Origin of the sequence: Streptomyces sp. SID5643 (assembly GCF_009872555.1) — a bacterium.
In the GTDB taxonomy this organism is placed as follows: domain Bacteria; phylum Actinomycetota; class Actinomycetes; order Streptomycetales; family Streptomycetaceae; genus Streptomyces; species Streptomyces iakyrus.
On record NZ_WWIC01000236.1, the window covers coordinates 25,461 to 38,212 of the forward strand.

The 12,752-nt window shown below is 74.7% G+C and carries 10 protein-coding genes; 3 read left to right on the plus strand and 7 right to left on the minus strand.

Annotated features, from left to right (window positions below; all coding sequences use genetic code 11):
* Positions 1–77: 77 nt before the first annotated feature.
* The 3 genes from GTY56_RS26350 to GTY56_RS26360 all read right to left on the minus strand — a co-directional run bounded on the left by GTY56_RS26350 (position 78) and on the right by GTY56_RS26360 (position 3,551).
* Positions 78–1,685, minus strand: a complete 1,608-nt coding sequence (locus GTY56_RS26350; RefSeq protein WP_161367803.1) for a glycosyl hydrolase — start codon at positions 1,683–1,685, stop codon at positions 78–80.
* A 30-nt stretch (positions 1,686–1,715) separates the two neighbouring features.
* Positions 1,716–3,029, minus strand: a complete 1,314-nt coding sequence (locus GTY56_RS26355) for a serine/threonine-protein kinase (protein ID WP_161367804.1) — start codon at positions 3,027–3,029, stop codon at positions 1,716–1,718.
* An 87-nt stretch (positions 3,030–3,116) separates the two neighbouring features.
* Positions 3,117–3,551 carry a DUF4913 domain-containing protein gene (locus tag GTY56_RS26360; RefSeq protein ID WP_161367805.1) on the minus strand — a complete coding sequence of 145 codons (435 nt, stop codon included), beginning with the start codon at positions 3,549–3,551 and terminating at the stop codon, positions 3,117–3,119.
* A gap of 168 nt (positions 3,552–3,719) precedes the next feature.
* Between GTY56_RS26360 and GTY56_RS26365 the strand changes: the two genes are divergently transcribed.
* Complete coding sequence (locus GTY56_RS26365; RefSeq protein WP_161367806.1) at positions 3,720–4,580, plus strand: hypothetical protein; 861 nt, start codon at positions 3,720–3,722, stop codon at positions 4,578–4,580.
* 54 nt (positions 4,581–4,634) lie between these two features.
* On the opposite strand, the gene GTY56_RS26370 is transcribed toward GTY56_RS26365, so the two are convergent.
* On the minus strand, positions 4,635–5,669 hold the full coding sequence (locus GTY56_RS26370) for a C40 family peptidase (RefSeq protein WP_161367807.1): 1,035 nt from the start codon (positions 5,667–5,669) through the stop codon (positions 4,635–4,637).
* Positions 5,670–5,802: 133 nt separating this feature from the next.
* On the opposite strand from GTY56_RS26370, the gene GTY56_RS26375 reads away from it, so the two are divergent.
* Both GTY56_RS26375 and GTY56_RS26380 read left to right on the plus strand, forming a co-directional pair.
* Positions 5,803–6,195, plus strand: a complete 393-nt coding sequence (locus tag GTY56_RS26375) for a hypothetical protein (RefSeq protein WP_161367808.1) — start codon at positions 5,803–5,805, stop codon at positions 6,193–6,195.
* On the plus strand, positions 6,192–7,472 hold the full coding sequence (locus tag GTY56_RS26380; protein WP_161367809.1) for a DUF418 domain-containing protein: 1,281 nt from the start codon (positions 6,192–6,194) through the stop codon (positions 7,470–7,472). Before GTY56_RS26375 ends, GTY56_RS26380 begins: the two co-directional genes overlap by 4 nt.
* On the opposite strand, the gene GTY56_RS26385 is transcribed toward GTY56_RS26380, so the two are convergent.
* From GTY56_RS26385 to GTY56_RS26395, 3 genes are read right to left on the minus strand one after another with little or no spacing between them, the layout of a single operon-like run.
* Positions 7,375–9,192 (minus strand): TraM recognition domain-containing protein, encoded by a 1,818-nt coding sequence (locus GTY56_RS26385; protein WP_524540148.1) that lies wholly within the window; start codon positions 9,190–9,192, stop codon positions 7,375–7,377. The genes GTY56_RS26380 and GTY56_RS26385 overlap by 98 nt on opposite strands.
* Positions 9,180–10,955 carry a putative type IV secretion/conjugal transfer ATPase gene (locus tag GTY56_RS26390; RefSeq protein ID WP_161367810.1) on the minus strand — a complete coding sequence of 592 codons (1,776 nt, stop codon included), beginning with the start codon at positions 10,953–10,955 and terminating at the stop codon, positions 9,180–9,182. The genes GTY56_RS26385 and GTY56_RS26390 overlap by 13 nt, the downstream gene beginning before the upstream one ends.
* Positions 10,952–12,445, minus strand: coding sequence for an SCO6880 family protein (locus GTY56_RS26395; protein WP_161367811.1), 1,494 nt, complete (start codon positions 12,443–12,445; stop codon positions 10,952–10,954). Before GTY56_RS26395 ends, GTY56_RS26390 begins: the two co-directional genes overlap by 4 nt.
* Between the last annotated feature and the right edge of the window lie 307 nt (positions 12,446–12,752).

The window sequence follows — 12,752 nt, forward strand, 5'->3', positions numbered from 1 at the left end:
CCGGCAGGCATCCGCACAACGCGTGCGGGGCGGGGACGGTTCAACGCGGGAGGCCACCCTCACCTCCGGGCGGTGCCTCAGCGCACCTCGCGGTAGATCCGCCCGCTCGCGTTGGGCGCCGCCCCGTCGTACAGACCTGTCGGGCTGGTCTCCTTCGACAGTGCGAACCAGGCGTACCGCTCGACGAAGTCCAGCTTGTTCAGCATCTCGGTCGACGACCGGACGAAGTCGGTCTGCTCCTGTTCACCCGGGTAGCGCGGGGTGCCCCGGGAGAAGTCGGTCAGGGCGTACTCCGTGAGCCAGACCGGCTTCTTGTAGCGGTCGTGGACGGCCTGGAGATAGCCGCGCAACTGGTCGGCCGCGCCGGGCCCGAAGTCCGCGCCGTACCAGTGCACGGGGATGAAGTCGACCCGCAGCCCCCGCTGTTGCGCCCCCGTCATGAACCGGTCCAGCCAGCCGCCCGGCACGTCCGCGCCGGAGGCGACCGCGGGCGCGCCCAGCCGCAGGCCGGTGGACTCCAGCCGGGGCCACAGGTCGAGGGCCTGCTCGGGTGACATGTCGGCCTGGCCCGGATGGTCCGGCTCGTTGAAGCCCAGGAGCGCCTTCCCCGTGCGGGCGGCCTGCCCCAGTTCGGCGTCGGTGACCGAGTCCGGACCCCAGATCATCGGGACGAACTCGGCGCCGGTGCTGCCGGTGACGCCGTCGGGCGAGGAGGCCCAGTTGTAGTACCAGGACGAACCGGAGTCGGCCAGGGCCTCGGAGGCGCCCGCCACGGGGTTCAGGGCGACCCCCTTGCCGGCGGCGGCCGGGGCGCCGCCGCTGCCGGGCCGCTCGGTGACCCCGGGACCGGGCTCGGGCGCGGCGGCGCCGTCGCCGGTGCCGTGGAAGGTGACGGTCAGGCCCGTGCACTCCCGGCACTGGTACACGACCTGGTTGCCCTGCTCGGTGTCGTGCTTGGACCAGCTGTACGCGGTCGGGCACTGCGCGGCCAGCGCGTCACTGTAGGGCGTCTTGGCGTCCCGGTTCGGGTTGACGCAGACCAGGGGCCGGCCGGTGGCCTCGTCCCCGACCAGGTTGTCCGCCGGGCAGGCGGCGAGCAGATCCGTGGCACACCCGGCCGACGCGCACTCGCCCGACTCGGGCGGCGTCACGCCGTCCGGCGTGATGGTGATCGGCGCGGCGACGGCGTTGACGTAACTGACGTTGTACCAGGGCGCCTGGCCGTCCTTCGGGTCGAAGTTGAACTCCGCCAGTCCGGTGGGTTGTTCACCGGTCGAGCACCGGTCGGCGTAGGGGCCGCAGTCGCCGACGGCGCAGTGGAACGTGCTCCCCTCCTCGCCGGTGCAGCCCTCACGGGCGAAGAACTTGCCGCGCCAGTGCCCGGCGCCGGACTGCTCGGGGATCGTGACCGTGGCCGAGCGGCCCGGGTCCAGCGTGGGCAGCCCGGTGAGCGCGGCCGACCCGTCGGCGTTGACCGTGCTGCCGATCCAGATGCGGTGGTCCGTCGTGTTGCGGAAGGTGACGGTGTGCTCGGCGGAGCCGGCACCGGCGGCCGGTGTGCCCGCGATGCTCACACCGTCCGGGCGCTGGTTCTGGATCAGCAGCGCGGTGCCGGTGACACCGGCCACGACCAGGAGCAGCGCGAGCAGGAACGAGACGCGGCTGCGGATGCGCGGTTCACGCATGGACCGCGCCTCCCGCGGGGGCGACGTACGTCATGTCCGTCCTCTCTTCTGGGGGGTGGTGGGGGTGGTGGGGCTGTGGACCGGCGCCGGGCGGTGCGCACGCGTCGGCGTGTCCGGGGTGCCCGGCGCCGTGGAGGTGAGGAAGGGCCGGAGGGTGTCGAGGGAGCTGCGTACGGCCGTGTGTCCCTCGCTGCTGAGCAGAGGCGGCGGGGGCGCGCTCCTGCCGGCGTCCGCCGGCGGCCCGGCGAGGTCCGGACCCGGCCCGGTCCCCTGAGCGGCTCCCTCAGCGGCCCCCTGAGCGGCTCGCTCGGCAGCGAGGAAGGCCTGGCCGTCGAAGGCGTCGGTGGAGCGGGGAACGGCGCTGGGGCCGTTGCTCCGTTGCTCCCGACGGGCCTCGGCGGCGGCCCGGAAGCCCTCGCCGGTGAGGTCCTCACCGGAGGCGGACAAGGCGGTGGCGCCGAAGCCGAGCCGGTCCCACTGGGCCCGCTGGGCCGCCCGGAAGGCCTGCCCGTCGGCCATCCCGTCCTGCCGGGGGCCCTCGAAGCCGCTCCGGCCCCGCCCCGGGGCCGTGTCCGGCCCCTCCCGGCCGGCCGTACGCTCCCAGCGAGCGCGCAGCGCCGCGAATTGCCGTGCGTCGGCTGCCATGATCCGGTCACGGGCGGCGTCCAGCGCCTCGGCGGCGGTACGCGTTGCGGCCGAGGCCTCCGTCTGCGCGGCGCTGTCGGTGGTGCCCTTCGCGCTCGCGACCGACGAGGTCCGGGACGGGCCGCCCCGCGTCGACGCGGGCTCCCGTGGGTCCGCGCCCGCAGCCGACTCCCGCAGCGCCTCCCGCATATGGGCGTTGGCCGCGTACCGGGCGACCGTCGGCATGCTCTCCGGCGACCGCTCGTACGCCTTCCTGAACCGGTCTTCGGTCCGCAGCAGATGGAGCACCGCGTCCTCGAAGGCCTCGTGCCGAAGCGTCGGCAGTCGGCCGATCCGCCGTTCCAGGCGCACCAGGTCCGGGTGCGCCGACGCTCCGGCACCCTCCGGGGACGGCCCGTCCCCACGGGTGGGGGCGGGGGCGGTCGTCTGTGCCGGGACCGGCTGCCATGACCCGGCCGCGCCCGCGTCCGGGCCGCCGGTACCGGCCCGGTACCGGCCGGACAGCCGGTCGACGAGCCTGCGCAGGCGCTCCGCCAGCCTGCTCCAGGCGCCCGGCGTGTCCGCCCCGTCGCGTCCGGCGCCCCGGCGCCCGTTCCGCAGGCGGTACTCGGTCCTGACCAGGTCACGCGCCAGTGCCGCTTCGGGACGGTCCGCAGCCGACCGGTTCCGGTCCGGGGAGGCCGCGTTGTCATCTGCCACGGTGGCCCTCTCTCGGGTCGGAAGGTGCGGACACGAGGCCACAACGGGCGGCGAGGCCGGGCGGTTCAACACCCGTCCACGACGGTGTCACGCCGTGGCCGACGGCGGGCCGAACGGGTCGAGGAAATCGACGGGGGGACTCTCCTTCCGCCGATGGGCGCCGGGCTTGCAGCCGGCGAAGGGACCCGAGGGGTCACGCAGGGACGCCATCACCGGCAGCAGGTAGTCGCGATGCCAGTTGGCGGGCCCGCTCGGGCCTGACCCGGGGCCGGTCAGCTCCGTCCAGGCCAGCCACAGGCCGTGAAGCTGCGCGACCGCTTCAGGGTGCTCCCACCAGCGCGAGCACCAAGGAGCGGAGGAGGTGATTTCCCGGCCGTAGACGGGCAGCAACACGTGGTGGGCCCAGAGGGTCAGCTGCCGCAGCGCCTCGGCGTACTGAGGGCCCTGGAAGTAGAGGATGAACGTTGGGGCGGGGAGCGGGGGCGGCCCGGGCTCCTGGGGGTCGGACTCGGGACTGCTCATGAAGACGTCTCCGGGTGCGGGGTCGGCTCTGTCCTGGCACGGGACCACAACGCGTGCGTGGCCCGCGGGGGTTCATCCGCTCTGAACCCCCGCCGTCCCGTTTCCGTTGTGCTGGCGACTCCGCGACGGAGTCGCACGTGACGATCTCGCAGGAAGTGAGCGCTTCACATGTCAGGAAACCACTCGGACGACAGCTTCCGGACGGCACGAAGCCGGCAGAGCGGCGGTTCCGCGGAGCGGGAGCGCAGCACCAGCCCGGAGAGCGACGGCTCCGGGCCCTACCCGCCCAGCACGTCGAGCAGTTCGCGCCAGTCCCAGTCCCAGTCCCAGTCGCAGTACTCCCAGTCCTCCTCCCAGTACTCGTACGCACCGTCCTCGCACTCGGCGGCTGCCCCGCAGCCGGGGGACAGCGGCTGGACGCGTGCCGCCAACGCCACCCTCGCGGCGGCTCCCCTGGCGGGGCAGGGCGCCGCCATGCTGGGGGCGCAGTACGGGTCCGACCCCAACGCCTCCCTGCAGGGCTACGGTGGCGCGGTCGGCGCGACGGCCGCCGCCAACGCCGCCGAGGTCGCCCGGCAGCTCTACTACGCGCGCAACGTCGCGACCAATCCCACGCATCCGCAGCCCGCCCCCTCCTACACCAGGATCGCGGGGTCCACGGTCGCGACCGTCGGAGGCGCTGTCTACGGTGCCGGGGCCGGCATGAATCACCCGGGCATGCAGGGCTTCGGCGCCATGGCCCAGGCCGTCGGGACAGCGGTGACCGTAGCGGCTCCGCAGCCCATGCACGACCCGTCCCGGCAGCCCATGCCCCAGCAGATGCCCACGGACGCCTACGGGCCGACGCTGCCGCAGTACAACCAGCAGGTCGGGTCATACCTCGCGCAGCAACAGCAGCAGTACCAGCAGCCCGGCCAGTCGCGTGGCGGCTCGGCGCCCCAGCGGCCCCCCGCGCCGTCGCACTCCTCGTCGCACAGCCACGGGCAGGGAGGCCGCCGCAGGGCAGCCGGTGGAGGCGGAGCCCGATAGCAGGACCGTGTGAAGCGGGGCGGGTCCTTGTCACGGGCCCGCCCCGCCGCACGCTCAGGCGTCGGGCCGCACCACCCCGAGGATCTCCATCGACCCGGCCGGCGCCACCGTCACGTGACGCCCCGGGCGAGGGGCGTGGATCATCCGGCCGCCGCCGATGTAGAGCGAGACGTGACTGGCGTCGGCGTTGTGGATGATCAGGTCACCGGGGCGCATCTTCCCCACCGGGACGCGGCGCAGCAGCCGCCACTGCTCCTGCGAGGTGCGCGGGATGACCACGCCCGCCGTCAGCCACGCCTGCGAGGTGAGACCGGAGCAGTCGTAGGAGTCGGGGCCCTCGGCGCCCCAGACGTACGGCTTGCCGAGCTCCCTGGTCGCGAAGGCCACGGCCTTGCGGCCCGCGCTGCTGCCTTTGGCTGCCGCGCCGTCGAGGACGCCCGACCGCACCCACTGCGCCTGGGCCTCGTCGGCCGTCCTGCGTTCGAGCGCGGCCAGTTCACGGCGCTGCTTGTCCGCCAGCCCCGACTCCACCTCCCGGGCCTCCCGGATGCGCGAGCGGATCGTCCTGCGGTGGGAGCCGAGAGAGGCGCGGTTCTTCCTCAGCCGCTTCAGCTCATCGGCCGCCGCCTCGCTGCGGGTGCGCAGTTCGTCTTCCGCCGTGGTCAGGGTGGCGACCGTCCGCTGGGTGGCCAGCTGCGCCCGACGGACCAGGGAGGCGTTGTCCAGCGCGCGTTCCGGATCACCGGCCAGGGCGAACTGCACCTCGGCCGGGACACCGCCCCCGCGGTACTGGGAGCGGGCCGCCGCCCCGGCCAGGCCGGTGAGACGGCTCAGCTTCCGCTCGGCCGCGGCCACTTGGGTCCGAAGCGTGCCGAGGCGCTTCTCCTGACGGGTGACCTTGCCGTCCAGCGCGTTGTACTTCTCCGTGGCGACCTCGGCCCGGTGGTAGAGGCGGTCGAGTTCGGCGCGCACCTCGGCGAGGGTCCGCGGTTCGGCGACGGCGGGCTGGTGGAGCGTCGCCGTCAGGGCCAGGGCCAGCGTGACGACGGCCGCCGTCCGACGGCCGTGCGCGCCCGGAATGTGTGTCATGCGGTTCATGGCTCCTTCGCGGTCACGTGGACGCCCGCACAACGGCCCCGTGCCCCGCGGAGGTTCAAGGACGGTGTGAACCGGGCGGCCCCGCGGGCCGTTGTGCCCGCAGGGCGCCGGCGAAGGGGTTGATGTGAACGCACAGGTGGTGCTGCTCGCGCTGTGCACGGGGCTCGGCCTCGGCAGTCTGCTGGCCGCGGTCCGGGCGCTGGCGACCGCCGCCGCCCTGTGGGCGCGCGGCCGGCGGGTGGCGGGGCGCGTGACGGCCCGTGCGGCGACCGACCCGCGGCGCGGCGGTCTTGTGGTGTTCTCCGACCACCTGGGAAGGGATTTCGTCCTCGATCCGGGCCCGCTCGGGCCGTTCTGCGGCCTGCCCCCGGTCGGCGACAGCGTGCCGGTCGTGTACGCGCGCGACCGGCCCACCGGGGCCAGACTGTGGACGTCCCGGCACCTGCTGGCCCCGTCGTTCGGCTGGTTCCTGTCCGCCACCCTGGCCTTCGGCACCGCGGTCGTGACGGCCCGGTGAGCCGGGCGGGTGCTCCGCGTGTCGGCGAACTCGACGTGCTGCGCGGGTTCGCCCTGTTCGGCATCCTCGTGGTCAACGCCCTGCTCGTGGCGGGCCCGGCCACGGTCTTCGGCGGCGGGCCGGGGGCCCCCGCCCCGGACCGGGTCGCCGGGTGGCTGGTGACCGCGCTGGTCACCGCAAAGTTCTACGTCCTGTTCTCCTTCCTCTTCGGCTACAGCTTCGTCCTCCAGGCCCGAGCCGCGCGCCGGACCGGCGCCGCCTTCGCCCCTCGCCATCTGCGGCGCACGGCGGGCCTGTTCACCCTGGGCGCGCTCCACGCGGTCCTGCTGTACCCCGGGGACGTCCTGACGACGTACGCCGTCCTCGCCCTGGTGCTGTACGGGCTGAGAGGGCTCACCGTCCGCGCCGCGCTGAGGCTCGCGGCCACCCTGCTGCTGCTTCTGTCGGCGCTGCTGCTCGGGTACGGGCTGCTGACCGTCGCCCTCACCGAACCGGTCACCGCCACCGGGTACGCGCCCCGGGCCGCCGCGCGCGCCGCCGCCTACCGGGGCGACGCCGCCTCGGTGCTCGGCACCCACCTGCGGGACCTGCCGGCCGCGCTCGGCACCGGCCTGCTGTACGCGCCCGCCATGCTGGCCGCGTTCCTGGGCGGGCTGGCCGCGGCGAAGTCCCGGCTGGCCGAGCGACGCGGACAGGACCGCGCGTGGCTGCGCCGGACGGCCCTGCGGTGGCTGCCGCCCGGCCTCGGCGGTGGCGTGATCGCCGCCTGCTGCGTGAGCGGGCCGCTGGACGGCCGCTGGTTCTTCGTCGGGCAGGCGGCCACCGTCCTGACCGCCCCGGCGCTCACCACGTCCTACGCCTGCGGTCTGCTTCTGCTGCTCACCCGCCGGTCCAGGGACCGTGTCCCGGCGGCGGCCGGTGTGCTCGCCGCCGCCGGGCGCACGGCGCTCAGCCACTACCTCACCCAGTCACTCGTCCTCGCCTGCGTCTTCTCCGGGTACGGGCTGGGGCTGTACGACCGGGCCGGTACGGTCGCCGTGCTCGCCGGGTGCGTCCTGCTCTACGCCGCCCAGCTCGCGCTCGGCGCACGGCTGCCGGCGTGGACCCGTTACGGGCCGGCCGAGCGGGCGCTGCGCGCCGTGACGCTGGGCCGGCGCCCCGCAGGCCTGCCCCGGACGGTCACGAAGCCCGCTTGGACAGCGGAACCCCCTGCGGCCCGGGCAGGCCCGCGACGGAGCGCGGACCCGGGGGGAGACGACGTGCGGCCCGCTCGGTGATGGCCGCCGTCTCCGCCTTCGCCGCCGCCGAGATCGCCGCCGCGCCGGGCTCCTTGTACCAGGGGCGCAGCCGGATCAGCGCGGGCCTGACGCCGGTGGCGAGCAGCAGGGCCGTGCCCTTGGGCAGGGCACGGATGCGGTCCGGCGGCAGGACGGCCTCCTGGCGGTAGGAGTACGACCGGGACGTGCCCTCCTTGCCGCGCGAGACGGTGGGGGTGCGGACGTCGTGCTGGCCGACGAGCGTGGAGATCTTCTGCACGAAGTCGGCGTCGTCCAGACCCGCGCCGAGGAGCTTGACCGTCGCCGCGCTCCACAGCGCGTCCATGCCGACCTCGCCCCAGACCCGGGCACCTTGGCGGTAACTCTGCAACAACGTCACGACGTTGATGCCCCGGGAGCCGAAGTGCGAGTACAGGTCGGGCAGATCGGAGATGCGGCAGACGTTGGCGGCCTCGTCGAGGACCGCGGTCAGCGGCGGATCCAGCCGGCCGCCCATGCGCTCGGCGGCGACCACACCGGCCCGCATCGTCGCGTCGGCCAGGCCGGCGATGACACCGGCCGCGGAACCGCCGCCGTCCTTGGAGAGAAGGTAGAGCGTGTCCCGGCCGAGGACGTGCCGGTCGGGACGGAACTCCGGAAGGCGGGGGTCGGGTGTGACCCAGGCGAGGATCTCCGGGTCGAGCAGGCAGGACACGGTCTGGCGGGCGGTCTCGTAGATGCCGTCCCGGGTCTCGACCGCCCCGCGGACGGTGCCCTGCAACTGCTCGGCCATCGCCACGAGTCCGGCGTCGCGCAGCAGGTCGACCGGGGTGCGGTCGGCGGGGTCGGCGAGCCAGCCGAGCAGCTCGGGCAGGGGGGACCCGCTGCGGGCCGCCGCCAGGAAGAGAGCCGTGAGGGTGTTCTGGGCGGCCGAGATCCAGAAGTCCTTCTTCGCGGTGTCGTCGTTGACGGACGCCACGAAGTGACCGGCCATGCGGCGGGAGCCCTCGATCGTGTGGCACTCACCGAGCAGGTCCCACCACAGGGCGCGCGGGGTGTGGGCGATCCCCTGCGGGTCGAACGTCCAGACCGTGCCCGCCTTCTCGCGCTCGGCGCGGGTGACGGCGTACACGTCCGACTTGTTGGAGGTGAGCAGGACCGCGCCCTGGGCACGCAGCACCCGGGGAACCGCGATGCCGGTGGACTTGCCGGCCCGCGGCGCCATCAGGTCGAGCTCCACGTCCTCGTGACTACTGCGCAACTCGGGCCCGTCGGGCATGAGGTCGCCCAGGAGGTTGCCGGTCTCGTCCGGGTGCAGCCGGTCACGGCCCTCCAGGGTGGGGCGCAGTTCGCGGGCGCGGCCCTCGATGCCCTTGGGACACATCGCGGCGAGCTCGCGCCGCCCGGCCAGGCCCTTCATGCGTCCGGCCCGGCCCAGCAGGAAACGCAGCAGCAGGGCGACGGGCAGCGCGACGAGCGCGAGCAGACCGAGCATGCCGCCGTAGAGTGCCGCGGCCGGTGTCCCGGGCCACAGTCCGCCGGGTCCGCCGGTGACCAGCCGCTTCACGGTGGACAAGGCGAACGGCGGGCCGTGCCAGCCGTTGCCGGTGAGCCCGGACCCGAGGGTCCCGCCGGACCAGACGACGGTGAACATGACCAGACCGGTCCCGGCGAGCGCCACGATCGCCCACGGCAGCTGCTCGTGCGCGCTGCCGGTGCCCGGAGCTCTCACGCGGTCCACCTCCCCGCGTCGCCGGCCGCCGGGCCCTCGGGCCCGCCGGGCAGCGCGTACGCTCCCTCCCGGGCGGCCCGGGCCACCTGCGCGGCGGTGTGGGCGAGTTCCTGTTCGACGGCCTGCTCGACGGTATTCTCGTTCGGCGTCCACCGGGTGTTGGTGTCGTGCAGCCGGCGTTCGGCGTCGGTGATGGCGACCTTGATCGGGATGCCGGGGCGCCCGCCGACCTTGATGAGGAAGCGGCCCCGGCCGGGCGGCTCCTCGTGCTCCCCCGAGACCCCCCAGCCGGGCGGGGAGGACCACGACGACACGAGCTCGATCTCGCGCCGGGACAGCCCCACCACCTTGCCGAGGTCCTCCATCTCCGCCTTCGGCAGCCCCGCGCACACCACCATCCCCGCCCGTTCGACGAACCCGCGGGCCTTGGCCCGGTCGGCGTCGGTGCCGAGGGCCTCGGCGTCCTTGAGCGTGTGTGTGATCTTGGCGTCGCCCAGGCCGAGGGACCGGTTCAGCCGCGTCAGCGCGTCGATGCGGTCGACGATGCCGGAAGCCGCGCGCAGCGGGCGCCACAACTCGTCGAGCACCGTGAAGAACCAGCGCCGCGGCTCCAGTCCGGCGTCCGCGAGCGCGTGCGAGGCGGCCACCGTGCCGAGCCCGTCGGACCAGGCGGCGAGCATCGCGGCGGCGGTCAACTGGGTGTCGGCCTCACCGATGCCGGAGATGTCGATGCACACCGCCGGGGCGGCCGGGTCGATGCGCGTGGAGGTCTCGGAGGCGAACGTGTCGCCCAGCGGACCGTCGAGGATGCCCAGGAGGGAGCGGTGCAGCGGGTCGACGGCGTCCCGGTAGCGGGCGTCGTCCCCGCGGTCGAGAGTGACCGCCCGCACCCGGTCGGGGCCCTCGGCGAGCACCCGGAGCACGTCCGGCAGCAGCACCGTGCGGCCCGGCGGGGTGCGTTCGCGCAGGTGGTGCAGGACGGCCGAGAGCACGGACTGCTCGTGGTCGTCCATCGGCCGGCCGCGCACGATGGTGATCAGCGCGGCCACCATGTTCAGCACCCGGCCGTGCGTCTCGGCCTTCAGCACCTCGCCCGCCTCGCCGCCGATCCGGGCCGCCGCCGCGCCCATGGCGCCCGGGTCGAGGACGTTGATGCCGCCCCGGCCGCGGCCGATGGAGATCACCTGGCCCCCCAGGGCGCGGACGGTGTCGGCGTAGTCGGGCTTGAGGTCACCGAGGACCAGCGGGACGACCCCGGTCGCGGCCAGACCGATCAGCATGCGGTTGACGAGCGTGGACTTGCCCAGGCCCGGCATGCCGAGCATGAACAGCGAAGGGTTGGAGATGTAGCGGGCCCGGGTGAACCAGTTCAACGGGTCGCCGCAGACCGTGGCCCCGGTGAACAGGTGCTGTCCCAGCGGTACGCCCGTCATGGGGGAGCCGGAACCGGCGGCGAACGGCCACATGCCGCACGCCTGCACGGTGGTGGCCCGCCACATGGTCGGCGGGTCCAGGTAGCCGACCCGCCCACCCCCGGGCCCGTACCAGCCGCGCGGCGGCACGAACAGCTCGCGCGGACGGGAACCACCGCTTGCCCGCCGGTCCTTCCGGCCCGGGCGGGCCCCGCTCCGCCCGCCGCCGCCCTCGCCCGGCCCGGGCTCGACCGGCCGGGCGGCACCCGCTCCGGTGAGCAGCGCGTCCAGTTCCTCGCGTGCCCGCATCTCGGCCAGCCGGTCGGCCTGTTCGGCCCGCTTGCGCTCGCGGCGGCTCACAGCGCCTCCTGGAGTTCGTGGGGGATCAGGGTCTGCTCCCAGGGGAGGATCCCGGCGGGCAGCGTGCAGCTGAACGCGGCCGCCTGCATCCGGTCCGCGGGTCGCATCAGCACCCGGGAAGCGGCCGTCAGGTTGCGCACGGTGACGCTCGCGTCGGCGAGTTCCTCCATGGTGTCGACGGTGACCGTCAGCATGAGCGAGAACTCCACGAGTCCGGCGCCCGACGCCTCCTCGGCCGCGGTCTGCTCCGCCGCCCGCATCTCCGAGGCCGCGCGGGCCTGCACCATGCCCCGGCCGGACGTCGCCATGAACTGGGCGCTGCGCCGGTCCGCCTCGACGATTCTGGCCGAGGTGGCCGGGTCGATCGGCCGGTACACGAGGGCGACCCGCTTGCGCCGGGTGCCGGGAGCCGCCTCCAGCATGCCCCGCAGCACCGAGGACCGGACGGTGCCGCGCGGCGCCAGTGTCATCAGCCACGTCCGGGAGATCCCCGAGTCGTGCTGGTAGCTGCCCACGGTCTCGACCGCGGCTGCGGGCCCGGCGTCCTCCCACTCCAGACCCGTGCCGCCGTGCCGGGCCCGGGCGTCGAGGACGTCGGCGGCGACCGCCGGGTCGTAGGCCACCCGTACGACCTCGGCGATGCGTTCCGCCGACAGCGGGAGGGCCGCTCCGCCGCCCGCCGCCACCAGGCCGCTGAGCAGACCGGGGATGCGGATGGCGAGGTCGGTGAGCACGTCCTCCTGCTTGCGCCGCTGACCGGCGGGCACGCCGTAGGTGAGGCTGACGTACGTGTGCATCTCGGAGGACGCGGTGGGGTACCGCTCGACGACCTCCTCCATCACGGCCCGGGCCGCGGCCGGCGCGTTCGCCCGGATGCGGGGCAGCACCTCGTGGGCGAGCCGGGTGCCGGGGTCGGGCGCGGTCTCCACGATCACCGAGGCGCCGCGCAGGCCGGGCTCGTGGGCCAGCCGGGCCAGCCACTCGCCCCACAGCGCGACCCAGACGTCCACCTGGTCGGGGTCGACGAGCGCACCGCCGTCGGGGTCGCAGCCGAGCACGATCGTGTAGAGGTTGCGGCTCGGGTGGTGCAGCACGCCGAAGGGGCGGTCGTAGGCGTCCCGGCCCTCGGTCACCGTCACCTTGTTGAGCAGGCCCGGCGGACGGAACCGGCCGCCGGGCCGGGCGGACAGCGGCCCGGAGACGTACAGGTGCGCCCCCTTGGCCTTGCGCCGCCGCCAGCCGATGCGCAGGGCCATCAGCTGGTAGACGTTGCGGCCGTCCTGGGTGCGGATGGCGAGCGGGACCAGGAGCACCGCGATGGGGGTGAACACCACCACCGCCGCGTACAGCGAGATCAGGGACGCGAGCAGCGTGAGGACGAGCCCGCCGAAGACACCGAAGGTGCCGACGAGCCCGAGCGGTCCGAGCCCGGGACGCCGGGGGCGGCGCCAGTTCCCGTAGGTCGGGTGGGTGACGGCTTCCGTGGACATGGGGGTCCGTTTTCCCTTCGTGAAGTGCACTGGAGTGGTGGGGTGACGGGCCGGGACACGGGCGGCACGGCGAAGAGGGGAGGGCGCCGCCGGACTCCCGGGGGGATCGGGAGTCCGACGGCCGATCGGGGCGGGACGGACGGTCCGGCACGAGCGTCGGACCGTCCGTCCCGCAGAAATCAGGTGTTGTGCCCCTTGTCCGGGTCGGCGCCCTCCAGCGAGCCGGAGGCGGTACGGCCGACGACCTGCGCCGCCGTCACCGCCGCCCCGACGGCGACACCGACCGGGCCGCCCGCCGCCGCGGCGG

Excerpts from the sequence above, each read along its gene's own strand:
- GTY56_RS26350 (WP_161367803.1), bottom strand. The coding sequence starts at position 1,685 with ATGCGTGAACCGCGCATCCGCAGCCGCGTCTCGTTCCTGCTCGCGCTG.
- GTY56_RS26360 (WP_161367805.1), bottom strand. The coding sequence starts at position 3,551 with ATGAGCAGTCCCGAGTCCGACCCCCAGGAGCCCGGGCCGCCCCCGCTC.
- GTY56_RS26365 (WP_161367806.1), top strand. The coding sequence starts at position 3,720 with ATGTCAGGAAACCACTCGGACGACAGCTTCCGGACGGCACGAAGCCGG.
- GTY56_RS26370 (WP_161367807.1), bottom strand. The coding sequence starts at position 5,669 with ATGACACACATTCCGGGCGCGCACGGCCGTCGGACGGCGGCCGTCGTC.
- GTY56_RS26395 (WP_161367811.1), bottom strand. The coding sequence starts at position 12,445 with ATGTCCACGGAAGCCGTCACCCACCCGACCTACGGGAACTGGCGCCGC.